This is a genomic window from Dichotomicrobium thermohalophilum (genome assembly GCF_003550175.1).
In the GTDB taxonomy this organism is placed as follows: domain Bacteria; phylum Pseudomonadota; class Alphaproteobacteria; order Rhizobiales; family Rhodomicrobiaceae; genus Dichotomicrobium; species Dichotomicrobium thermohalophilum.
In genome coordinates this window covers 21,146-42,668 of the sequence record NZ_QXDF01000001.1, presented here as the reverse complement: position 1 = coordinate 42,668, position 21,523 = coordinate 21,146, and the positions used below count along the sequence as shown (strand labels likewise).

Annotated in this window: 16 protein-coding genes; 4 read left to right on the top strand and 12 right to left on the bottom strand. The window is 64.6% G+C overall.

Features of this window, described 5'->3' with window-relative positions; translation table 11 throughout:
• The first annotated feature begins 5 nt into the window (after positions 1–5).
• Genes BXY53_RS00165 through BXY53_RS00155 form a run of 3 tightly spaced genes read left to right on the top strand, consistent with a single transcriptional unit; the run spans position 6 to position 4,387 of the window.
• Entirely contained in the window at positions 6–1,205 is a 1,200-nt protein-coding gene (locus BXY53_RS00165; protein ID WP_119059950.1) for an HlyD family secretion protein, read from the top strand.
• Between the two features lie 15 nt (positions 1,206–1,220).
• Entirely contained in the window at positions 1,221–3,215 is a 1,995-nt protein-coding gene (locus BXY53_RS00160) for a glycosyltransferase family 2 protein (RefSeq protein ID WP_119059949.1), read from the top strand.
• A complete protein-coding gene (locus BXY53_RS00155) occupies positions 3,212–4,387 on the top strand; it encodes a cache domain-containing protein (RefSeq protein WP_119059948.1) in 1,176 nt (391 codons plus the stop codon). Before BXY53_RS00160 ends, BXY53_RS00155 begins: the two co-directional genes overlap by 4 nt.
• Here BXY53_RS00155 and egtD read toward each other — a convergent pair.
• From egtD to BXY53_RS00115, 8 genes are all read right to left on the bottom strand, one after another.
• A complete protein-coding gene (gene egtD, locus BXY53_RS00150) occupies positions 4,384–5,340 on the bottom strand; it encodes an L-histidine N(alpha)-methyltransferase (protein ID WP_119059947.1) in 957 nt (318 codons plus the stop codon). The genes BXY53_RS00155 and egtD overlap by 4 nt on opposite strands.
• Positions 5,341–5,361: 21 nt before the next feature.
• A complete protein-coding gene (gene egtB / locus BXY53_RS00145; protein WP_119059946.1) occupies positions 5,362–6,651 on the bottom strand; it encodes an ergothioneine biosynthesis protein EgtB in 1,290 nt (429 codons plus the stop codon).
• A 293-nt stretch (positions 6,652–6,944) separates the two neighbouring features.
• On the bottom strand, positions 6,945–7,460 hold the full coding sequence (locus BXY53_RS00140; protein WP_119059945.1) for a hypothetical protein: 516 nt from the start codon (positions 7,458–7,460) through the stop codon (positions 6,945–6,947).
• Positions 7,461–7,816: 356 nt separating this feature from the next.
• A complete protein-coding gene (locus tag BXY53_RS00135) occupies positions 7,817–8,911 on the bottom strand; it encodes a BON domain-containing protein (RefSeq protein WP_170144268.1) in 1,095 nt (364 codons plus the stop codon).
• 239 nt (positions 8,912–9,150) lie between these two features.
• Positions 9,151–12,093 carry a bifunctional [glutamine synthetase] adenylyltransferase/[glutamine synthetase]-adenylyl-L-tyrosine phosphorylase gene (locus BXY53_RS00130; protein ID WP_119059943.1) on the bottom strand — a complete coding sequence of 981 codons (2,943 nt, stop codon included), beginning with the start codon at positions 12,091–12,093 and terminating at the stop codon, positions 9,151–9,153.
• Positions 12,090–13,544, bottom strand: coding sequence for a HAMP domain-containing sensor histidine kinase (locus BXY53_RS00125; RefSeq protein ID WP_245410303.1), 1,455 nt, complete (start codon positions 13,542–13,544; stop codon positions 12,090–12,092). Before BXY53_RS00125 ends, BXY53_RS00130 begins: the two co-directional genes overlap by 4 nt.
• Positions 13,480–14,160: a response regulator transcription factor gene (locus BXY53_RS00120; protein WP_119059941.1), complete on the bottom strand. Its 681-nt coding sequence runs from the start codon at positions 14,158–14,160 to the stop codon at positions 13,480–13,482. The genes BXY53_RS00125 and BXY53_RS00120 overlap by 65 nt, the downstream gene beginning before the upstream one ends.
• A gap of 96 nt (positions 14,161–14,256) precedes the next feature.
• Positions 14,257–15,789, bottom strand: coding sequence for a Do family serine endopeptidase (locus tag BXY53_RS00115; RefSeq protein ID WP_245410302.1), 1,533 nt, complete (start codon positions 15,787–15,789; stop codon positions 14,257–14,259).
• Positions 15,790–16,073: 284 nt separating this feature from the next.
• Between BXY53_RS00115 and BXY53_RS00110 the strand changes: the two genes are divergently transcribed.
• The gene (locus BXY53_RS00110; RefSeq protein ID WP_170144267.1) at positions 16,074–17,138 is read left to right on the top strand and encodes a peptidoglycan-binding domain-containing protein; all 1,065 of its coding nucleotides are present in this window, start codon (positions 16,074–16,076) and stop codon (positions 17,136–17,138) included.
• A gap of 4 nt (positions 17,139–17,142) precedes the next feature.
• On the opposite strand, the gene BXY53_RS00105 is transcribed toward BXY53_RS00110, so the two are convergent.
• The 4 genes from BXY53_RS00105 to ccmE all read right to left on the bottom strand — a co-directional run bounded on the left by BXY53_RS00105 (position 17,143) and on the right by ccmE (position 21,513).
• Complete coding sequence (locus BXY53_RS00105) at positions 17,143–18,393, bottom strand: bifunctional alpha/beta hydrolase/OsmC family protein (RefSeq protein WP_119059938.1); 1,251 nt, start codon at positions 18,391–18,393, stop codon at positions 17,143–17,145.
• A 99-nt stretch (positions 18,394–18,492) separates the two neighbouring features.
• Positions 18,493–18,978 (bottom strand): cytochrome c-type biogenesis protein, encoded by a 486-nt coding sequence (locus tag BXY53_RS00100; protein WP_245410409.1) that lies wholly within the window; start codon positions 18,976–18,978, stop codon positions 18,493–18,495.
• A gap of 18 nt (positions 18,979–18,996) precedes the next feature.
• Positions 18,997–20,982, bottom strand: coding sequence for a heme lyase CcmF/NrfE family subunit (locus BXY53_RS00095; protein WP_119059936.1), 1,986 nt, complete (start codon positions 20,980–20,982; stop codon positions 18,997–18,999).
• A gap of 36 nt (positions 20,983–21,018) precedes the next feature.
• The gene (ccmE, locus tag BXY53_RS00090) at positions 21,019–21,513 is read right to left on the bottom strand and encodes a cytochrome c maturation protein CcmE (RefSeq protein ID WP_119059935.1); all 495 of its coding nucleotides are present in this window, start codon (positions 21,511–21,513) and stop codon (positions 21,019–21,021) included.
• Positions 21,514–21,523: the final 10 nt, after the last annotated feature.

Below are 21,523 nucleotides of genomic sequence, written 5' to 3'. Positions count from 1 at the left end.
AAACGATGTTACGCGTCGCTCTCGGGATCCTCGCACTTGTTGCGGGGCTTTATATCGTCGTTGGCGAACACCTGGCGGGCGTCAGTGCAAATGCCACCGTCAATGCCCGACTGACTACGATCCGCGCCCCCATTGACGGCACCGTCACCTTCGCATTCGACCAGATCGGCAGGGTGATCCGCCGGCGCCAGCGCCTGGGAGATATCAAAAACGACCGCGTCGACAACTCCCGTCTTTCGGACCTGTCAAACCGCCGGGCGCGGCTTGCAGCCGAAATCCGCAAGGTGAAGGCCCAACAGCGGGACACGAAAGCCGCCCGCAAGGCGCTTGACACACAGGTCGCGTCCTACAAGCGCGGGCGCATCGACCAGCTTCGGGCACGTATCGAGGAGGCGAGAGCACGGATCGAAGCAGCCGAAGCGCGCGAGCGCGAGGCGTTGCAGGCTCATAAGCGCGCGCAGAAGCTGCGGTCGCGCGGCGTCATGTCGGCGGCCAATCTGGAGGAGGCTAAGTCAAACTACGAGGTCGCGGTCAAGGATACCGAGGCTGTGCGCCAAAAGAAGGCCTTTCTTCAAGTCGAGTTGTCGGCCGCGCGGCAGGGCACCTTCCTCGGCGACTCCTACAATGACGCCCCTTATTCCCAGCAGCGCATCAAGGAACTGGAACTGCGCCTGAAGCGGCTCGACGCGGAACTGGAAAGCCTGCGCGAGCAGAAGAAACAACTTGAAACCCAGCTCGATGTGGAACGGGTCCGCCTTGCGCGCCTGTCGCGCGCCGAGCTGGTCTCGCCGGTCAACGGGGTCGTCTGGGACTTTCTGGCCAATAGTGGCGAAACGGTCCGGAAGGGCCAGGACCTGCTGCGCGTCGTCGACTGCGACACGGTGATGGTAACGGCGGGCGTGAGCGAGCGGCTCTACAATGGGCTGAAGCGCGGTGACGCGGCACAGTTCCGCTTGCGCGGCGGCGAGCGGTCATATCAAGCCACTGTCACACGGCTGGCAGGCTCGGGCGCCGGCGGACGCTATGACAAGCTGGCCATCGCCCCCGGGCCGGAGCAACTGGAGCGCTATGACGTGCTCCTGAAAGTCCCGGACCTCAACTTCAAGCGCGACACGGGCTGCATGGTGGGGCGGACCGGGCGGGTGGTTTTCGCACACTCGCCGCTCAACGCAGCGGATTCGCTGCTCATGCGGCTAGGGTTGTGAGCGCGAGAGGCTGACATGCTGGTTTTCAACGAGTACCTCGCCAATCTCGGCCTGACACTGGCGATCGTCGGCTTCGCGTGTCTCGTGCTTCCCTATTGCCGGCGTGACAATCCGTGGCTTCGCGCGGTCCTGATGGCCGTCGTCATCATACTGAGCTGGCGCTATATCGCCTGGCGCTTTGGCAGCACCATCCCGCCGCTGGCCTTCGAGATCGACAGCGTCGTGGCCTGGAGCTTCGCAAGTCTGGAGGCTTTGGCGATGGCCTCCTCGACGATCGCCGCGCTCATTCTTTCGCGCAGTAGGGATCGCCATCAAGAGGCCAACCAGTTTCAGGGCTGGTGGGGTGATCGCGATCCGCCCCGCATCGACGTCTTCATCGCCACCTATAATGAGGACTCCGACGTCCTGCAGCGCACAATTGCCGGGGCGCAGGCAACCACTTACTCGAATGCCCGGACCTTTGTGCTGGATGACGGGCAGCGTGACTGGCTTAGGGCGCTTTGCGCCGAGAAGGGCGTCGGCTACATCACCCGACAGGACAACGCGCACGCCAAGGCCGGCAACATCAATCACGCCTTTACCCTGCGCAGCCAGGCCGCCGACGCGCCTGACTTCATCGCGGTTCTCGATGCGGATTTCGTTCCGCATCGCCAGTTTCTGCACCGCGCCGTCAGCCTGTTCCACGACCCCGCGGTAGCGCTCGTCCAGACACCGCAGCATTTTTTCAATCCCGACCCGATCCAGCACAATCTCGGCGTGACCGATGTCTGCCCGGACGAGCAACGCTTCTTCTTCAATCACGTGCAGCCCGCGCGCGACGCCTGGGGTATCGCCATCTGCTGCGGCACCTCGTCGCTGATCCGCGCCAGCGCACTGGAAGAGATCGGCGGCGTGCCGACGGAAAGCGTGACGGAGGACTTCCTCCTCAGCCTGCGCTTTGCCGAGCATGGCTACAGGACGGTCTATCTGAACGAGGCGCTGACGGAAGGGCTCGCCGCCGAAGGGCTGCCGGAATACATCACCCAGCGGGCGCGCTGGTGCCTTGGCATGATGCAGATCGTGCGCGGGGGTTACAATCCCTTGGGCGTGGGTCACAGACTGAGCTTGCGCCACCGGATCAGCGTTCTCGACTCCCTGTTGTTCTGGAGCACGACGTTTTCCTTCCGCATCGCAGCGATCGTGGTGCCGTTGCTCTACTGGTATTTCGGCATTCTCGCGGTCGACGCGGATGTTGCCGATGTGCTCAACTATTTCGGCCCGGCCTACGTCGCGAACCTGATCGCGCTGAACTGGCTGTCGCGCGGGCTTATCATACCGTTCGTGACGGATGTGGCGCAGCTTGTCGCTGCCTGGCCCATCACGCGCGCCGTTTGGACGGGCCTGCTGACCTCCGGACCGCACAAGTTCAAGGTGACGGACAAGGGCGGGCACCGCGGCGAGCGGGTGATCCAGTGGCAACTCGCGCGGCCGTTCCTGCTGCTGATGGCGCTCACGGTGTTCGGGCTGTGGCTGCCGATGCTGACCGACTACAACCCCGGCCAGTATGCGGGCGACGGGGTGGCGGTGATCCTGTTCTGGACGCTGTACAACCTTGTCGTGCTGATCCTCGCGGCGTTTACCTGCGTGGAACTGCCGCGCTATGGCCATACGCTGCGCCCCCATGTCGAAGCCGCGGCGATCTTGACGGGTGGCGAAGTCTTGCCGGCCTGGATCATGACGATCGAACCGGCCGAGGCGCGCGTGCGCGCCGCGCCCGGCTTGCGGGAGCATCAACTGGTTGAGCTGCGCGTCGATGATGTCGGCGCGATCCGCGCGGAAGTTGCTGCATTTTACCAGGATGGCTATGCCCTGCGCCTGTTTGCGACCGATGCGCAACACGACCGGCTTGTTCACAAGCTGCACACCTCGGGCGGGGCGCCCGGGACCGTTGAAGGCCGGATCGGCCAGATTCTCGCGGGGCTGGGGCGCCGGATCCTCGCGCCGGAACTCGACGCGCGGAGGCGGCCATGACCGATACGCAGCCCCTCTCGTTGCGGCGCTGGCTTGTGCTGGTGCTTATCCTGGCGCTGATCTGCCCGCTGCTTTTGTTCGGTTTGGTGTATACGTTCAGGCTGGCCGGAGTCGGTGAAGCGCTCGTGCTGAACAGCCTGAAGGAGCGCGGCCGGCTTCAAGCTCATGCCCTTGCGCGGCAGCTTTATCTGCCATGGCGGAATATTACCCGGCTCGCGGATACGGTCCGCATGGACGATCCGATCCAGCTGCGGGAACTTCTCACGCGGATCGTCGAGACAGATCAGCGCTATCTTTGGCTAGGTATCGCGCGAACCGACGGCAGGGTCTATGCCGCGTCATCCGGCGTCCGCGAAGGGCAGCGGGTCAGCGGCAGGCCGTGGTTCGAGAGCGGCCTGCATGGCTCCTTCGCCGGGGATTATCACCGCGATCCCGGGCTGGCCGCGATGCTGCCGCCTCAGGCCGCCACGGAGCGCATGTTCGACTTTGCCGCGCCAATCCGCGACGAAGAGGGGCACACCGTCGGCGTCCTGGGCGCGCATTTCGACTGGGACGAAGTGCGCAGCATCCTCGCGGGCTTTGGCGCCGATGACGCGCAGAGCCTGCTGCTGAGCGCGGACCGGCAGGTGCTTTTCGGCCCCCAAGGCCTGGAGGGCGAAAGCCTGCGGCTGAGCACCGTCGCGCCCGATAGCCGCCTTGAGCCGACCGCGCGGATCGAAACCTGGCCGGACGGTAAACGCTACGTCACCGTCACCGTTCCAGAGATTGACTACCGCGATCTGCCCAGCTTTGGATGGCGGCTCGTCATCCGAAAGGATGCCGCCCTGGCCTTGCAGCCGGTGCACTGGCTGCTTCGGCATTTCTGGATCGCGTTGGGGATCGGGGTGGCCGCGACCTTCGGCATCCTTCTGCTGTTCCTCCAGGGCATTGCCGCTACCATGCGTCGGCTGGCGGATTTCGCGTGGGCGCTGGCGCGTGGCGATGTGAACGGTCAGCCGCCCGACGAGCAGTCCTTCCATGAAGCGCAGAAGCTCTCGACCGCGCTGGTGCGGCTGCAAGCCCATTTCATCCCGATCGATGGCAGCGGGCAGCCGTCCCATATGAGCGATTCGAACGATGCGTCGGCTGAGCGGCGCCTGCGTGACAAGGATCGCGGGTCCGCGTCGGGCTAACCCGCCTGCGTGAGCATGTTGACGCTGAAGAGGTTGTTGTCATCCACCCAGGCGCGGGCATGGGTCCAGCCCGCGGCCTCCGCCATCGCGGCAATGTCGGCAAGCGCGTATTTGTGGGAGTTCTCGGTGTGGATGCGCTCGCCGCGCGCGAAGGAGAAGGGCTGGCCGAGCACTGTAACCTCCTGATCTTCGCGGCTGGTGATGTAGATTTCCATCCGACCGGCCTCGGCGTTGTAGATCGCCTCGTGGGCAAATTTGGCGAGGTCGAAGGTGCCGCCCAGTTCTCGGTTGATGCGCGTCAAGAGGTTGAGGTTGAACGCGGCCGTCACGCCTTCGCTGTCGTCGTAGGCGGGCACAAGGATCGACTCGTCCTTCTTCAGATCGACTCCGATCAGCAGCGCGCCGTCCGCGCCCAGCAGTTCGCGGGCGGTTTTGAGGAAGCCGATCGCTTCGTTCTTGCCCAGATTTCCGATCGTTGAGCCGGGGAAGAAACCCAGCTTTCGCGTGCGGATCAGCTTGTCCGGCAGGTCGATCGCATCGTTGAAGTCGCCCGTCACGGTGATGACCTCCAGCCCGGGGAATCGTTCACGAAGCCGGATCGCCGCTTCCGAGAGGGCCGCTGCCGAGATATCGATCGCGACATACGCGTCCAACTCCGGCAGCGCGGCGATCAGAATTTCCGTCTTGCGGCTGGAGCCGGAGCCGAACTCGACGATCGCCACGTCCTCGCCGGCCATCTCGGCGATGTCGTCCGCGTGACGCTCCAGCAGGCCGATCTCGGTGCGGGTCGGGTAATACTCCTCAAGACCGGTGATCTGCTCGAAAAGCTCGGACCCGCGCGCGTCATAAAGAAAGCGGCAGGGGATAGAGCGCGGCCGGCGGCTCAGGCCGTTCAGCACTTCCGTTGCGAAATCATCCTGGATGGTGGCCTGGGCCTGAGCGATTGTCTGCATGTTCGGCTCCCCCGTTGGGTCTTACGCGTCCGAGGCGAGGCGCAGGCCCATGAACTGCCAGCGCTGGTGCGGATAGAAGAAGTTGCGGTAGGTCCGCCGCACATGCCCGTCCGGCGTGGCGAGCGAGCCGCCGCGCAGCACGTACTGACCGCACATGAACTTGCCGTTGTATTCGCCCACGGCGCCCGGCGCGGTGCTGAAGCCGGGATAGGCGCTGTAGGCGCTGGAGGTCCACTCCCACACATCGCCGAACATTTGCTGGAGGGTGCCGTCCGGTGCGCGGGTCGGGGCGGGTCGGAGAAGCCCCGCGCCAATCGTATTGCCCTGCTCGGGCAGGTCACGGCTGGCGATCTCCCACTCGAACTCGGTGGGCAGGCGCTTGCCAGCCCACAACGCGAAGGCCTGGGCTTCGTAATAGCTGATGTGGCAGACCGGGCGAGCCGGATCGACGGGTACGAGACCGCCGAGGCCCATCTGATGCCAGACGCCATCGCGCTTTTCCCAATAGCAGGGCGCGCACCAGCCCTCCGCGTTTACCGTTGCCCAGCCGTCAGACAGCCAGAGTGTCGCGGTCTCGTAGCCGCCATCTGCCATGAATTCGAGCCACTCACCGTTCGTGACGGGGCGATGGGCCAGCTTGAACGGGCGGATGAGCTGTTCATGGCGCGGCCCCTCATTGTCGTAGGCGAAGCTGTCGCCCTTGTGCCCGACCTCGAAGATGCCGCCGTCAAAACTCAGCCATTCCAGCGGTGGCGTCTCGCCCTGCGTGGTCTCCGTCTCGGCGCGGTAGGCGGGTCGTAGCGGTTGCACCGCAAACAGGCTGAGGATGTCGGTCAGTAGCAGTTCCTGATGTTGTTGTTCGTGATTGATGCCGAGTTCGATCAGGTCGAGCGCTTCGTCCGAGAGTTCATCGACCTCAAACATCCGCATAATCGCGTCGTCGACGTAGGCCCGATAGGCGCGAACCTCGGCGCAGGTGGGGCGCGTCAGCATTCCGCGGCGCGGGCGCGGGTGCCGCTCGCCGAGGGTTTCGTAGTAAGAATTGAAGCAGTACGCGAAGCGCGGGTCGTATTCCCGGTATCCCGCGGCGTGCGCCTTAAGCACCAGCTCCTCGAAGAACCACGTCGTGTGCGCCAGGTGCCATTTGGTCGGGCTGGCGTCTTCCATTGACTGCGGGGTCTGATCCTCATCGGACAGCGGCCCGGCGAGGCGAGTGGAGAGTTCGCGGGTTTCGGCGAGACGTTGCTTGAGATGAGCCTGGCGGGCGGCGCGGTCCTGCTTCTCACGCGGAATTTGTTCTGCGATGGCCATGAAGACCTCCTGGACGTCGTGGTCGGATGCGGCTTGCGGCAGCGCGCCGACGAGCCGGGGCGCACTTGCGTCCGAGTTTTTGGGGAGGATTTTTCAAGGTCGATGTGTCGTCGACGCGGTGATCGGTCTCGTGCCTGCAAGCGGCGGTTCGCGCCAAGAAATAACTTACTCGGCAGGTCGTTTTCTACCCCGTCGCGGAAAAAACATTGCAGCAAGCTAAGCGCATTCGGGGAAATGTGCCGTTCCGCGACGCTGCGTCGCGTCCGGCTTGGCGCGATGTGCTTGCGCCGGCGCTAGCTGTCCTTGGACCTTTTGGCCAGTTCCTGGGCCTGTTCGACCCATTTCTCCCGCTGGATGCGCCCCCGGAAGTTGAGCTGATCGTCGACATCAGCGATGTCGCTGTCTGTCCAGTTTGCGATCTGCTCGAACCGCTCGATACCCATGGCGTTGAGCTTCTTTTCGAGCACAGCGCCGATACCCTTGATCTCCTGCAGGTTGTCGCGAGTGGAGCTTGTCTTTTCGGCTGCGGGCGCAGGCTTTTCTTTGCGCTTCGGCGCGGCTTTCTCGGCCGGCTTCTTCCCCGTGCTCGTTGAAGCAGTTTTCGCCGCGCTTTTTGATTTTGTGGCGCTGCCCCCGCGCAGCAGGGCGTGGGCTGGCCGTTCCTGACGGCTTTCAAGCGTAATCCCCTCCCCCGTGTCCGCCTCGGCCACTTGCGGGAACACACGCGTGCGCAGGAAATAGCCGATCACCACGCCGATGATGAAGGCGACAAGGATGAGAGCGATGATCTGGAATTCGAATTCCGTCATTGACCTTTGTCCCGGGAGCGGTGCCCTGTCTCAGCTTCTGGTTAGCCTGTCACGTTTCCACTGAATACCAGCCAACGGCTATTCCGACCAAAAGGGCAAGCAGGAGGAACGGCCACAGTTGAGCGATTAGGTATGCCATTTCATGTCATCCTTCTGGCGAACGCGAAGCGCGCCGGCTTTGAAGCCGGCGAGGGCTCCGTTTTACGCATAATCCATGTGTTGGCAAATCGTTAAGGCATTTGGCAAGGCGGACGTGACGCTCGCGCCACACGGCCGGCAAACATAAGGCCCTTGCGCAGCTATCACGCGCTCATTGAAAGTCCGCCAGCCCCCCATCGCCGCCCACCGGATCAAGATCAAAGCTGAACAGGCCAAGTGTGTGCGGTGCTTGCCTTCCGCCGCGGCCTTTCGGCGGGTCCTTGCTGCGATAGCCGCACTGATGCCTTGAAATCGAAACCGGACGGCCAGGCGTCCTTGAGGGCGGAAATCGCGCGCTGGGCGTCAAGGCTCTTCGCCACGCCTTCGACCGTGACCTCAGACGGCCCTAACGTCACCGATCCGCTACGAAGATGGTTCAGTGCCTGCACGGCCAATTCTGCCGCGTCCCACCAGTCGTCCGGCTCCCCTTTTGCGATGAAGGTTTGATCAACAATGTCGGCGTTCGGGAAAAGCCGCTCCGCCAGGCTGGTCATCCAGATCTTCGCATCATCATTGGGCACGTAGCCGGCAAGGATCACCCGGTCCCCCTCCAGTTGGACCGTCCAGGTGAACGGCTCGGCCTTGGGCGGCTGGACGCGCATTTGCCTCACGGAGATGCTCTGCGGGGTTTCTTCCTCGAATGCGGTTATAAGCGCCTCATAAGCGCCGGGCTTTGCAGCGCGCCCCTCGAAGGACAGGTCCGTGTCCGCGAGCACCGAGCGCCCGGAGGAAACATGCTTGAGCTGGCTCAGGGCGAAGCCCACGCCGGTCAACCACCGCTCCGTCTCGGCCATGTTCGGGTCGATCTTGAGTTTCGTGGAGATATCCAGGCCCGGGAAATTGGCGTTCGCCAGCCCGATGATGGTTTTGCGCGCTTCCTCGTTCGGGACGCTGCCACGGAGCTTCAGTTCATCGTCCGAGCGTGTCATGGAGATCGTGTACGGCTCTTCGCGCACCGCCACCTGAAGCTGGCTCTCGACATTGCCGACGCCCCACACCTCGCGCAGTGCCGCCTCGACCCGGTCCTTGTCATGCTCGGAGAACACCGCCCCCTTCAGGACCACGTCACGCCCGGTGACCGCTACGTCGAGCCAGGAATAGCCTGCTTCGACCAGTTTTTCGGCCGCTCGGGACTGGATCTCGGCCTCGATCGCGGCACGTGCGCTCAGGACAGCCACACCCGCGATGACGGCCAGGGAAACAAACCCGATGATCCAGACCCGGCGTCTGACACCGGGAGATCGCGCCTTCATGTTCGCATCACTCCGCCAGCGTGTCTCCGGCGGTGACAGGCGATGTGCATAGGTTGGCGATCCGCGTTGCGTGGCAAGATGAGCAGACCGGGGCAGCATCGCCGCCGCCGAGATTGATAATTGCTTATATCAAAACGATGCGGTGTTTGACCAGCAGTCAACACAGCTTGAACGCTCAAGCGGTCATAGCAATCCACAAGTGTATGCCATGGATTCTGCAACTCAGTGCGTAGATGTCATCAGCCGCTCGCCGTGATGCGGTCGAAAATGATCGCCACCTCGCGCTCGGTTTCGATCAGCTTGGCCTCCACCCGGTCGAAATCGGTCTCGCCGCCCGCGCGCGCGATGACGCCCTTCAGCCCCTCGGGCGCGGTGGACGGGTCAAACGATTCCTCGACGCAAAGACGGATCACTTGCGTCAGATCGTGATAGAGCGCTGCGGCCCGCGACAGGGTGTCAGCATCCGGCCTGGCAAGGAAGTCGTGACTGGCCAGCGCGCGCAGCACGGCGACGGTGTTCCGCCGCAGGATGTCCGGCGCGGCATGGGCGTGGACGAGTTGCTTGTACTGCGCGATGAACTCGATATCGAGCAGCCCGCCGCGCTCCATCTTGATGTCCCAGATACCGGCGCTGCCCTTGTCACGAGCTATACGCTGGCGCATGTCGCGCATATCGTCGAGCACCTTGTCCGGGTCGCGCTCCTGCGTGAGAACCTGCCGGATCGTGTCCTCGATGCGCTGGCGCAGATCCGCGCCGCCACTGATGACGCGGGCGCGCGTGAGCGCCATGTGCTCCCACGTCCAGGCCTTGTGGCTCTGGTAGTCGATGAAGCTGTCGAGGCTCACGGCGACCGGCCCCGCATGACCGGAGGGACGCAGGCGCATGTCGACATCGTACAGCGCGCCCTGAGCGGTCGGCGCGGAGAGCGCGGCGATCAGGCGCTGGGTTAGGCGGGCATAATATTGCTGTGGCGAAAGCGGCTTCGGCCCATCGGACTGCTTCGCATCCGGCGCATGGTCATAGACGATGATGAGGTCGAGATCTGACGACGCCGTCATCTCCCCACTGCCGAGCTTTCCCATCGCGAGCACGGCGCACTGGCCATCGGGCATCCGCCCATGCGCGTTTTCCATCTCGATCTCGACCTGCTCCTTGAGCGCATCGACAAGGATGGCGGCGAGGTCGCTGTAGGCCTTGGCGGCACGGTCGCTGTCCACGGAGCCGGAGAGCAGGCCGAGGCCAATCAGAAACTGCTGTTCCTGACCCAGCACCCGGGCACGGTCGAGTGCGTCCTGATAATCTTGCGCTTCGCCAAGCTCCTCGGCCACCATCCGCCGCAGGTCGTCAGGTTCCGGCAGTTCACCCATGTAGCCCGGGTCGAGCACCGCGTCGATCACACGGCGGCGCTGGCTCAGCACGCGGGCGAGCCGGGGCGCGGAGCCCATGATGTCGGCGATCAGCTTCAATAGCGCCGGGTTGTTGCGAAGCATGGCGAAAAGCTGCACGCCCGCGGGCAACTCGGCGAGAAACTTGTCGAAGGAGGCCAGCGCGAAGTCCGGCTGCGCGGTCTCGGCGAGCGATTCCAGCAGCGCAGGCAGAAATTCCGTCAGCCTCGCGCGGGCCGCGGGCGTGCGCGTGGCGCGGTGATGGCCGTAGTGCCAGCCGCGGACGATCGACGTCACCGCTGAGGGGTTCTGGAAACCCATGCGCTCCAGTGTGCGCAGCGTGTCCGGGTCATCGCTATCGCCGGTGAAGACGAGATTCCCGGAGGCCCGCCCGGAGGTCAGCTCCGGCACATCCTCGAACAGCGCGGCGTAGTGTCCTTCAACGTTGCTCAGATGCTTGCTGAGATCACTGGAGAAATCGGGGATCGTGCGATATCCCGCGAAGTTCACCACGCGCGCAAGCTGGTCCTCATCGCGCGGCAGGGCGTGGGTTTGCTCGTCGGCGATCATCTGCAGCCGATGCTCGATCCGGCGAAGGAAGCGATATGCCTCCGCCAATTCCTCTGCCGCCTGCTCCGAAATCCAGTCGCGGGCCAGCAGCGCGCGCAGCCCCTCCAGCGTGCCGCGGCAGCGCAGCTCCGGCTGGCGCCCCCCGGCGATAAGCTGCTGCGTCTGCACGAAGAATTCGATCTCGCGGATGCCGCCGCGCCCCAGCTTGAGATTGTGGCCGTGTAGCGCGATCTTGCCGTGGCCGCGCACGGCATGAATCTGGCGCTTCATGGCGTGGACATCGGCGATGGTGGCGAAGTCGAGATATTTGCGCCAGACGAACGGGGCCAACTCCTCCAGGAATTGCTCGCCGGCTGGGATGTCCCCTGCCACCGGCCGCGCCTTGATGAAGGCCGCGCGCTCCCAGTTCTGGCCGTGGCTCTCGTAATATTGGAGGCCCGCATCGACCGACAGCGCAACCTGCGTCGAGGAAGGGTCGGGGCGCAGCCGCAGATCCGTGCGGAACACGTAGCCTTCGACGTCACGCTCGCTCAGCAGGTGGACCAGTTCGCGTGTCAACCGGACGAAGAAGGGGCCCGCCTCCTCGGACTCCGCGATCGGCGCGCGCTCCGGGTCGTAAAAGACGATCAGGTCGATGTCGCTAGAATAGTTCAGCTCTCGCGCGCCGTACTTGCCCATGCCGAGCACAATGTAGCCGCTGTCTTGCTCCGGCGCGTTCGGGTCGGCGGGCTGGAACTTGCCGCGCGCCGCGCTGCGCCGTAAGCAGAAGCGGACAGCGTGCTGCAGGAGCGTATCGGCCGCCTGCGACCATGCCGCCATCATCCGGTCGAGATCGAACACCCCGCCCAGGTCGGCCAGCGCAACGCACAGTGCATAGCGGTTCTTGGCCTGGCGCAGCGCGTGCATCGCGGCCTTCTGCTCGTCGGTATCCATCGCCGCGGCCAGTGCGGTATTGATCTGTTCGAGCCGCGCATCTGGCGACTGCGACAGGGTCAGCCAAAGCGCCTCCGGGTCGCGCAGGCATAAGCCCGACAGGTAGGGCGAGTCGGCGCCGATGCTCCGCAGCAAATCGACCGCCTGCCCGCCGGTTTCGAGCCGTGCGGCGAGATCGGTCAGCCCGGCTTCGGAAGCGCGCGCTGTGACATCGCGGACAAAGTTAGCGGCGGCCTGTTCATCGGCTATGATGGGCGTCGCAGCGATCTGGTCGGCAAGTGCGGTATCCGTCATGCGCGCGCCTTTCCTGAGTGGGTCTGCGTGGCGGGCAACGTGACGACAACGCGCAGGCCGGGCCGGTTGTCCTCTAGCGCAATGCTGCCGCCATGCAGTCGGGCAACTGCCGCGACGAGGCTCAAGCCCAGGCCGCTGCCCGGACGCGATCGGCTGGTCTCCAGCCGGGCGAAGCGTTTGAGGGCGCGCTCGCGCTGATCTTCAGGGATGCCGGGGCCATTGTCGGCGACGATCAGGCGCACATGCGACCCGGCCGGTTCGACGCCCACAGTTATCGCGCCTTCCCCGGAGTCGGGGCGCGCATATTTGATCGCATTGTCAATGAGATTGGCCGTGGCCTGCGCCAGCAGTTGCCGGTTCGCGTTGACCTGGGCCGGCTGCGGCGCATTCAGCGAGACGGTGATGTCTTCGCCTTCGGCGACCGGCTCGTAAAGCTCCACGGCATCCGCCGCCAGCGCAGCAAGATCGAAGGTCTCGAAGTCCTCGACCTGCGCGCCCGCCTCCAGCCGCGCGATGCTGAGAAGCGCGTTGAAGGTGCGGATCAGCTCGTCGGCTTCCTCGATGGTCTGGATCAGCGTCTCGCGGTAGGTTTCCGAGTCCGGTGCGTCGCGCAGCGCCGTGTCGATGCGGTTGCGCATCCGCGTGAGCGGAGTCTTGAGATCATGGGCGATGTTGTCGGACACTTCGCGCAGCCCGCTGATGAGCTGCTCGATCCGATCGAGCATGCTGTTGAGGCTGCCCGCCAGCCGGTCCAGCTCGTCGCCAGTGCCCGCGAGTGGAAGGCGCTGTGACAGGTCGCCATGCATGATCCTCTGGCTGGTGTCGGTGATCGCGCCGATCCGGCGCAGCAGGACGCGGCTGACCAGAAGCCCGCCCAGCACGCCAATCAGCGCGATGAATCCGACGCCCCAGATGAAGGCAGATGTGAAGATGTCCTCCAGCTTGCGCCGGTCCTCGATGTCTCGGCCCACGACGAGCCTGTAGCCTCCCGAAAGCTGGAATACCTGGCCAATGGCCAGCCGGGTCTCCGTTCCGCCCGGCGCAGGCGCGCGATAGGGAAACTGGACGCGTCCGCGCTTCTCCAGCAGTGCGGCGGACGGCGCGGCCAGATTTCCCGAAACGCGCTCGCCGTCCGCATCCGCGATGAGGTAAAGGCCGCCGCCAGCCGCGGCACTGCGCTGCGCCACGACCTGATTGAGGCGCGGGAGACCGCCCAGGCGGTACTGCTCGGCCAGGCCGCGGATTTCTGCCTGGATGGTGTTGTCGAGTTGGCGCGCGTAAAAAACGCTGGTTTGCCAATAGACATAGCCCATCGCCAGCGCGGCTGCCGCCGCGAACAGCGCCGCGTAGAGGAGCGACAGGCGGAAGGCGGTGCTGCGAAAGATGTTAGGGCCCGGTTTCGCCGACCATGTATCCCGCGCCCCGAACGGTGTGAAGGAGCGGGCGGTCAAAGCCCTTGTCAATCTTGGCGCGGAGCCGCGAAATGTGGACATCAATGACATTCGTCTGCGGATCGAAGTGATAGTCCCAGACATTTTCGAGCAACATTGTCCGCGTGACAACTTGCCCGGCATGTTTCATGAGATATTCCAGCAGCCGGTATTCGCGCGGCTGCAGCACGATGGGTTCGCCGCCACGCGTGACCTTGTGGGCCAGCCGGTCAAGCACGAGGTCGCCCACGACATAGCGCGTTTCCGCTTCCTCCGGCGCCGGACGCCGCGCCAGCGCCTCCACACGGGCCAGCAGCTCCGACATCGCATAGGGCTTGGTCAGGTAATCGTCGCCGCCTGCACGCAGGCCCGTCACCCGGTCATCGACACCGCCCAGCGCGCTGAGAACGAGGACAGGCGTCTTCACGCCTTCGCGCCGCAGCGTCTCTATGATGCTGATGCCATCGCGGCCCGGCAGCATCCGGTCGATGATCATCACGTCGAAATCGTCCGAGCGCGCTGCCTCAAGCCCGTCCGCGCCGTCGCCATAGAGGTCGCAGACATGGCCGGCCTCCTTGAGCGCGCGGATCAGATAGCCGGCGGCCGTCTCGTCATCTTCGATGATCAGGATGCGCATGGCCGTGTCAAAACCGCGGAATGGGCGTTGATCCTCAAATGCATGGCCCGGCCATCATAGGACGGCCGGGCCGGGAATGCCAGTTGCGGCAATCACTTACCCCTGGTCAAGCGGCAGGGCGACGAAGCGGCGCTGGTCACCTCGACGGATCTGCAGCACTACGACTTCGCTCTGGTCGCCGCGCATCTGGCGCATGCTCTGGCGCACATCGCGCGGGCTGTAGACCGGCTCGCCGCCGACCTCGTCGATCACGTCACCGGCGCGCAGGCCCTTCTCCGCCGCGACCGATCCGGGCTCCACATCTTCGATGCGCACACCCTGCTCGCCGCGCGGACCTTCGGGTGGGGCCAGGGTGATGCCCAGGTCTTCCATCCGCATCTCGGACGGTTCACTCGGCTGCAGTGCCGCCATGCGATCGGAGGTCGGGAACTGGCCAAGCTCCACCGAGACGGATTGCTCGCGGCCATCGCGCATGACCGTGAGCTCCGTCGGCGTGCCGGGCTCGATCTCGGCAATCTTGCGGGCCAGATCGCGGGAATCCTCGACACGCTTGCCCTGCACTTCGATGATCGCATCGCCGACCTGCACCTCGGAGTCGGCGGCGGGGCCGTCATCGAGGATGTTGGTCACAAGCGCGCCATGCGGATCGTTCGGGTTCATGCCCAGGCCTTCGGCGAGGTCCTTGTCCACGTCCTGAATGGTCACGCCGAGCCAGCCCCGGTCGACCGTGCCGTCGTCCTGCAGGTCCTGAACGATCTGCTGGACCAGGCCCGCCGGGATCGAGAAGGCGATGCCGACATTGCCGCCCGAGGGCGAGAAGATCGCGGTGTTCACGCCGACGACCTTGCCTTCCAGATTGACCGACGGACCGCCGGAGTTGCCCTTGTTGATGGCCGCGTCGACCTGGAGATAGTCGTAGGGGCTGGAGCCGATGTCGCGGCCGCGCGCGGAGACGATACCGGCCGAAACCGAGCCACCGAGGCCGAACGGGTTGCCGACGGCCAGCACCCAGTCACCCACGCGCGCGGGCGTGTCTGTAAATTCGAGATAGGGGAAGTTGCCGTTGCCCTCGATCTTGAGCAGGGCGATGTCCGTGCGCGCGTCCGAGCCGATCAGGCGAGCGTCATAGGTTTGCTGTTCCTCGCCCATCGTCACTTCGATGCGCTCGGCGTTCTCGACCACGTGGTTGTTCGTGACCACGAAACCGTCAGCCGAAATCAGGAACCCCGAACCGGCCGAACGGGACGGACGTGGACGTTGCGGCATCCGCTCGCCGAAACGTTCGAAGAACTCGCGCAACGGGTGGTCCTCCGGCAGACCGAAGAAATCCTCGTCACCATCCCGGCCCCGTCCGCGGCCCGGACCGCGCCGTGGGGTGCCACGACCGCTGACCTCGATGCTGACAACCGCCGGGCGCACCTGCTCCGCAAGATCGGCGAAAGTGTAGGGCACGCGGCCCTGCATCTCCTGCGCCTTGGCCGGCGTCGTCAGCCGGGGCGTTTCGGGAGCGCTCTGCCAGGCCGATGTGCCAGCCAGGGCGCCCACCAGCACGACGGCGGCTGTTCCCAGGCCTGCGCGCCGCCAGGGGCTCTTTCTCGCGCGTTCAGATTTGTTGAACTCTTCCGCCATTGGACTTACTCTTCTCCTCTCAGGTTTCGTATTTCGATAGCTCGGATATATGCGGACGCCCATTACTGGTCACTTTCCGGCAGGTTAAACTTTGTTCATGGAGCGCCAGCCCGGCGGCGGTGGTCCGTGACAACATCCTTTTTGCGGCCAGTCGGCGAGGCCGAAGCGAAACGGGGGACACAAGAAGGCAAATGCTTGGGCGGGCCTTTGCGGTGGTTCGAGAGGTGCCGGCTGCGGCCAGGCGTGTGGCCAGCGGGGTGCTTGCTGCTGGGGTTATGCTGAGTGTGGGGAACGCCGCCGCGGCGGTGTTCGGCGAGGATACCCGGCGGGACGTTCCGCAGTCCTATGCGCACATGGCCGGCCAGATCGGGATGATCTACGAGCCGGATACGCAGACGCTGTGCTCTGCCTTTTGCGTTGCGCCGAACGTCGTCGCCACCGCCTCGCACTGCCTGTTTCAGCCGCGCAAGGGCAGGCTGCCCAATCTCTTCGACATGAGTTTTCGGCTGGAGTATCGCGACCTGTCGCTTTCCTCGGGAATTGCAGGGCGAATGGCTGGCACGCCGAAGCACAGCGTCGCCGTGGGCACCACCCGTTTCGGCAAGGAGCCTCCGCTCTCCGCGCCGAAGGACTGGGCGCTTGCCAAGCTGGAACGTCCCATCTGCAAGTTTGGAACGATGAACGTGTCGCCGCGCGCGACCGACGAACTCATCGAAGCGTCCCGCGAGCGCCGCATCTTCCAGCTCAGTTATCACTGGGACTACACGCACTGGAAGCTCGCCTACAGCGACCGCTGCAAAATCCGGCGCAGCTTCAAGGGTATCGAGTGGCGCTATATCCGCCAGCATTTCTCCGGCGCGGACGACCTGCTGCTGCATGATTGCGATACGGGCGGCGCATCGTCGGGCTCGCCGATACTGATGGACACAACGGATGGACCGGTGGTTGTCGGGCTGAATGTCGGTACGTACACGCGTACCCGGCTGCTGCTAAGCCAGGGTGATGTCGTGCGGCGGCAGAAGCCGGACATCATCGCCAATACGGCGGTGAATGTTCGGGCCTTTGCGCCGGTGATCGGGCCCCTCGCGACGCGGACGATGATCTCCACGGAGCGAGAGGTGATCGACCTGCAGAAGGAGTTGCAGGCGCGGAACCTGTATACCGGGCCGATTGACGGGATTTTCGGGCGCGGAACGCGCAGCGCCATCCGCGCCTATGAGAGCCTGCGCGGCGAGACCATGACCGGCCTGCCGACCCGCCTGCTGCTCACAACGCTCATTACCGAGGGGGCAGGCGCGGCGATCGAGCACCAGAATGTACGCGAATGGGCGGTCAAGCCGTTCGACTGAGCAGCTAGCTTCGCTCGTCCGACAGCTTCGTCTCGATTACCGATGAGGCCTCAAGCGTGCGGTGAACGGGGCAGCGGTCGGCGATCTGCTTCAGGCTTTCTCGTTGCTCGGCGGTGAGATCGCCGTCGATAAACAGTTCGCGTTCAAATCGGTCGATCCGCCCGCCCTTTTCCTTTTGCTCATCGGTGCAGGCATCGCAGTCCTCGGCGTGGACCTTGTCATGGCGCACATCCACGCGGACCCGGTCCAGATCGAGCTTCTTGCGGTCGGCATACATGCGGATCGTCATGGACGTGCAAGCACCCAGCGCCATGCTCAGCAGGTCATAGGGCGACGGTCCCGTGTCGAGGCCGCCATAGGCCGTCGGCTCGTCCGCCAGCAGACGGTGGCGCTCTGACACGATCTCCTGCTGGAACTTGCCCCGCCCGGTCTCGCCGACGCTGACGACGCCCTTCTTGCCGGGATAGGCGAGCCGGTAGCCGTCATCCGCCTCGCGCAGGTAGCGAGACGCCCAGCCGCTCAGCACCTCCGCGACATAAGCCGCGTCTTCGCGGCGCGAGAGCAGATGGTCGGCGTTGTCCAGCGAGATGAAGCTCTTGGGGTGCTTGGCAGCGCCGAAGATGGTCGCAGCGTTTTCGATGCCCACGGTGTTGTCCACCGGCGAATGGAAGACCAGCAAAGCCTTCTTCATGGCCGCGATGCGGTCCGTCAGCGTGTGACCCTTCACGTCGTCGAGGAACTGCTTCTTGATGGTGAACTTGCGCCCGGCAAGCGCCACCTCGGCGACACCCTCCTGTTCGATGGTGTCCAGATGCGCCCCGAAGTTTTGGACGACGTGCTCGGCATCGGCCGGCGCGCCGATCGTCGCGACTGCCTTGACCTCGGGGATCTCGCCGGCAATGCCCAGCACAGCCGCGCCGCCCAGGCTGTGCCCGATCAGCAGGGTCGGCGCTTCATGCTGCTCGCGCATGAAGTTGGCGGCGTGCACGAGATCGGCCATGTTGGAGGAGAAGTTGGTGTTGGCGAACTCCCCCTCGCTCGCGCCCAGGCCGGTGAAGTCGAAGCGGAAAACGGCGAAGCCCCGGTCGGTCAGTTCGCTGGCGATGCGCGCGGCGGCGAATATGTCCTTTGAGCAGGTGAAGCAGTGCGCGAACAGGGCGCAGGCGCGCGGTTCGCCGGCAGGAAGGTCGAGCCGGGCGGCGAGTTGCGTTCCCTGGGAGCCGGAGAAGGTGAGTTTCTGCGAGTTGGCGGGCATCGGTCGTCTCCTGCTGCGGATCGCGGAATTCGCCAGGAGGATGCCCACCGCGCCGCGTATTACGCAAGCGCGCCGGCTTCACGGCCCGTCAAAGCTGCGTTATCGCGCGCCGGTACTGTCGTCCGACCCTTCGGCGAGCAGGTTGTTGAGCCGTTGGCGCTCGGCCTCGCTCAAAGGCTTGGGCGCGCTCGCCTCGACCCGCGCGGCCCGCCCCCGGAACAGCTTGTAGGCCAGCATAATCCCGAAAAGCAGCAAAAGCGCCGGCGCCAGCCAGAGCAGATAAGTGTGCGGCGCAAAGCGGGGTTCCAGAAGCACAAATTCGCCGTAGCGCGCAACGACGTAATCCACCACCTCTTCATTGGTGTCGCCGGCCTTCAGCCGTTGGCGTACGAGAATGCGAAGGTCCTTGGCGAGATCCGCGTTCGACTCGTCGATGGACTCATTCTGGCAGACGACGCAGCGCAGACCCTTGGAAATCTCGCGGGCACGCTGCTCCAGCTTGGGGTTGTCGAGCACCTCGTCCGGCTCCACCGCTTGAGCGGCGGCGGGAAGCATCAGGACAAGGGCCAGGGTGATTGCCAGAATACGCATGACCATCTCGCTTCATTCCGCGGGCGCAGGCGCCGCCGCTGGACTGCGGCTCTTGCGCGGCGCCCCGATACGCAAGCGCCGATCCGCCAAAGAGATCGCGCCGCCGAGGAACATGATGCCCGTACCGATCCAGATGAGTACGACCAGGGGATGGAAATACATCCGCACCGAATAGGCCCCGTCATCCAGCTTGTCGCCAATGGCGATATAGAAGTTGCCCGACCAGAACGGGTGGATGCCAACCTCGGAGGTCGACTGGCGGGGCTGGTCGTACAGGCGCTTTGATGGCGTAAGCGTGAAGCTGCGCTCACTGCCTGTGCTGACGGTGAAGCGCGCCTGCTCCTCGACGAAATTTGGTCCGCGCCACGGCGTGACCTCGTTCAGCGTAACGCTCGTTCCGGCAAACTGCAGCGTTTCACCCGGCTTCATGGCCGCGATCCGCTCGCTCGCCCATGCGCTCACGCCGACGATGCCGAGCACCATCACGCCGACGCCCAGATGCGCCAGCATTGCCCCATAGCTGGACCGGGGCAGGCCGCGCGCCCGGCGCCAGCTCTCGGCCAGCGGCGCCTGGAACAGCTTGATCCGGAAAGCCGTTTCCGACAGCGCGCCGAAAATCAGCCAGATGCCCAGCGCCACCCCGATCGGCGCGAGGGTCGGCCCGTCCATCGTCAGTGCAAAGGCCGCGACACCCGCCAGGAACGCCAGTCCGGCCGCGACCGCCAGGCGCTGGGTCGCGCCCAGGATGTCGCCGCGTTTCCATGCCAGGAACGGGCCGTAGGGCATTGCGAGCAGAAGCGGGATCATCAGTGGGATGAACGTTGCGTTGAAGAAGGGCGGCCCAACCGAGATCTTCTCGCCGGTCACTGCTTCCAGCGCCAACGGGTAAAGCGTGCCGACAAACACGACGCCGCAGGCGGTCGACAGCAGCAGGTTGTTCAGCACCAAGCCGCCCTCGCGCGAGATCGGCGCGAACACGCCACCCTGGCGCAGCAGCGGCGAGCGCCACGCGTAAAGCGTCAGCGCGGCGATCATGAAGAAGCCGATGATAGCGAGAATGAAGATGCCGCGATCGGGGTCGTTCGCGAAGGCATGGACGGAGGTCAGCACGCCGGAGCGCACCAGGAAGGTTCCCAGCAGGCTCAGGCCAAAGGTCAGGATCGCCAGAAGGATCGTCCAGACCTTGAGCGCCTCGCGCTTTTCCATGACGACGGCGGAATGCAGCAGCGCCGTTCCCAGCAGCCACGGCATGAAGGAGGCGTTCTCCACCGGGTCCCAGAACCACCAGCCGCCCCAGCCAAGCTCGTAATAGGCCCACCACGACCCCATCGAGATGCCGATGGTCAGAAACATCCACGCCGCCAGCGTCCACGGGCGCACCCAGCGCGCCCAGGCGGCGTCGATCCGGCCCTCGATCAGCGCGGCGACGGCGAAGGAAAACGCCATTGAGAAGCCGACATAGCCGGCATAGAGCATCGGCGGATGGAACGCGAGCGCCACGTCTTGAAGGATCGGGTTCAGTCCGTTGCCTTCCGGCGGGGCCGGATTGAGCCGCTCGAACGGGTTGGACGTCGCAATGATGAAGATCAGGAACGCCAGCGACAGTGACCCCTGCACCGCAAGCGTGTTGGCCTTGAGCGTTGAAGGCAGGTTGCGCCCGAACACAGCCACGCCCGCGCCGAACAGCGCCAGGATCAGCACCCACAGAACCATGGAGCCTTCGTGGTTCCCCCACACGCCGGTGATCTTGAAGATCATCGGCTTTGCCGAGTGGGAGTTGTAGGCGACGTTGGAGACCGAGAAGTCCGAGATGACATAGGCATGCGTGAGCGCGCCAAACGCGATCAGGACGAGCGCAAACTGTGCGACCGCCGTCGGCACGCAGGTCTCCATCAGCGCTGCGTTGCCGCGATGCGCGCCCCAGGCGGGCACGATGGTCTGAACCGCCGCCACGCCCAGCGCCAGCAGCAGCGCAAAATGTCCGATCTCGGTGATCAAGGCTCCGGCCTCTCCTGTTTCGCGTTACTGCGCAGTCTACTGGACCGAGGTCTCCGCCGCGGGCCGAGCCTGTGCGGCGTTGTCATCGTTTTCGGTCTGGCCATGCTGCCAGACGCCTTGCTTCTTTAGCGCGTCGGCCACTTCCTTCGGCATGTAGTTCTCATCATGACGTGCCAGCACAGTGTCGGCTTTGAAGACGCCGTTCTCATCCAGGCGGCCTTCCGTCACGACCCCTTGCCCCTCGCGGAACAGGTCGGGAACAATGCCGGAGTAAGTGACCTCGACGGAGCGGGCGGTGTCTGTCACGGAAAAGCGGATCGTCGTGCCCTCGCCGCGCACCACGCTGCCTTCTTCCACGAGGCCACCCAGGCGGAAGCGTTCGCCGGGGCCCACAGATTTTTCGACGACGTCGCTGGGGCTATAGAAAAACGTGATCTTGCTCTGCAGGGCAGTGAGGACCATGGCGGTCGCCGCGCCCAGCGTGATCAGGCCGAGGACAATCAGTACGCTCCGGCGCTGTTTCCGTGTCATCTGTGTCTAA

Bases quoted from the DNA above. Each gene is read 5' to 3' on its own strand.
- BXY53_RS00165 (WP_119059950.1), top strand. From the start codon at position 6: ATGTTACGCGTCGCTCTCGGGATCCTCGCACTTGTTGCGGGGCTTTAT.
- BXY53_RS00130 (WP_119059943.1), bottom strand. From the start codon at position 12,093: ATGACGGATACCGCACTTGCCGACCAGATCGCTGCGACGCCCATCATA.
- BXY53_RS00115 (WP_245410302.1), bottom strand. From the start codon at position 15,789: ATGGCGGAAGAGTTCAACAAATCTGAACGCGCGAGAAAGAGCCCCTGG.
- BXY53_RS00155 (WP_119059948.1), top strand. From the start codon at position 3,212: ATGACCGATACGCAGCCCCTCTCGTTGCGGCGCTGGCTTGTGCTGGTG.
- ccmE (WP_119059935.1), bottom strand. From the start codon at position 21,513: ATGACACGGAAACAGCGCCGGAGCGTACTGATTGTCCTCGGCCTGATC.
- egtB (WP_119059946.1), bottom strand. From the start codon at position 6,651: ATGGCCATCGCAGAACAAATTCCGCGTGAGAAGCAGGACCGCGCCGCC.
- BXY53_RS00140 (WP_119059945.1), bottom strand. From the start codon at position 7,460: ATGACGGAATTCGAATTCCAGATCATCGCTCTCATCCTTGTCGCCTTC.
- BXY53_RS00105 (WP_119059938.1), bottom strand. From the start codon at position 18,393: ATGCCCGCCAACTCGCAGAAACTCACCTTCTCCGGCTCCCAGGGAACG.
- egtD (WP_119059947.1), bottom strand. From the start codon at position 5,340: ATGCAGACAATCGCTCAGGCCCAGGCCACCATCCAGGATGATTTCGCA.
- BXY53_RS00160 (WP_119059949.1), top strand. From the start codon at position 1,221: ATGCTGGTTTTCAACGAGTACCTCGCCAATCTCGGCCTGACACTGGCG.
- BXY53_RS00120 (WP_119059941.1), bottom strand. From the start codon at position 14,160: ATGCGCATCCTGATCATCGAAGATGACGAGACGGCCGCCGGCTATCTG.
- BXY53_RS00135 (WP_170144268.1), bottom strand. From the start codon at position 8,911: ATGAAGGCGCGATCTCCCGGTGTCAGACGCCGGGTCTGGATCATCGGG.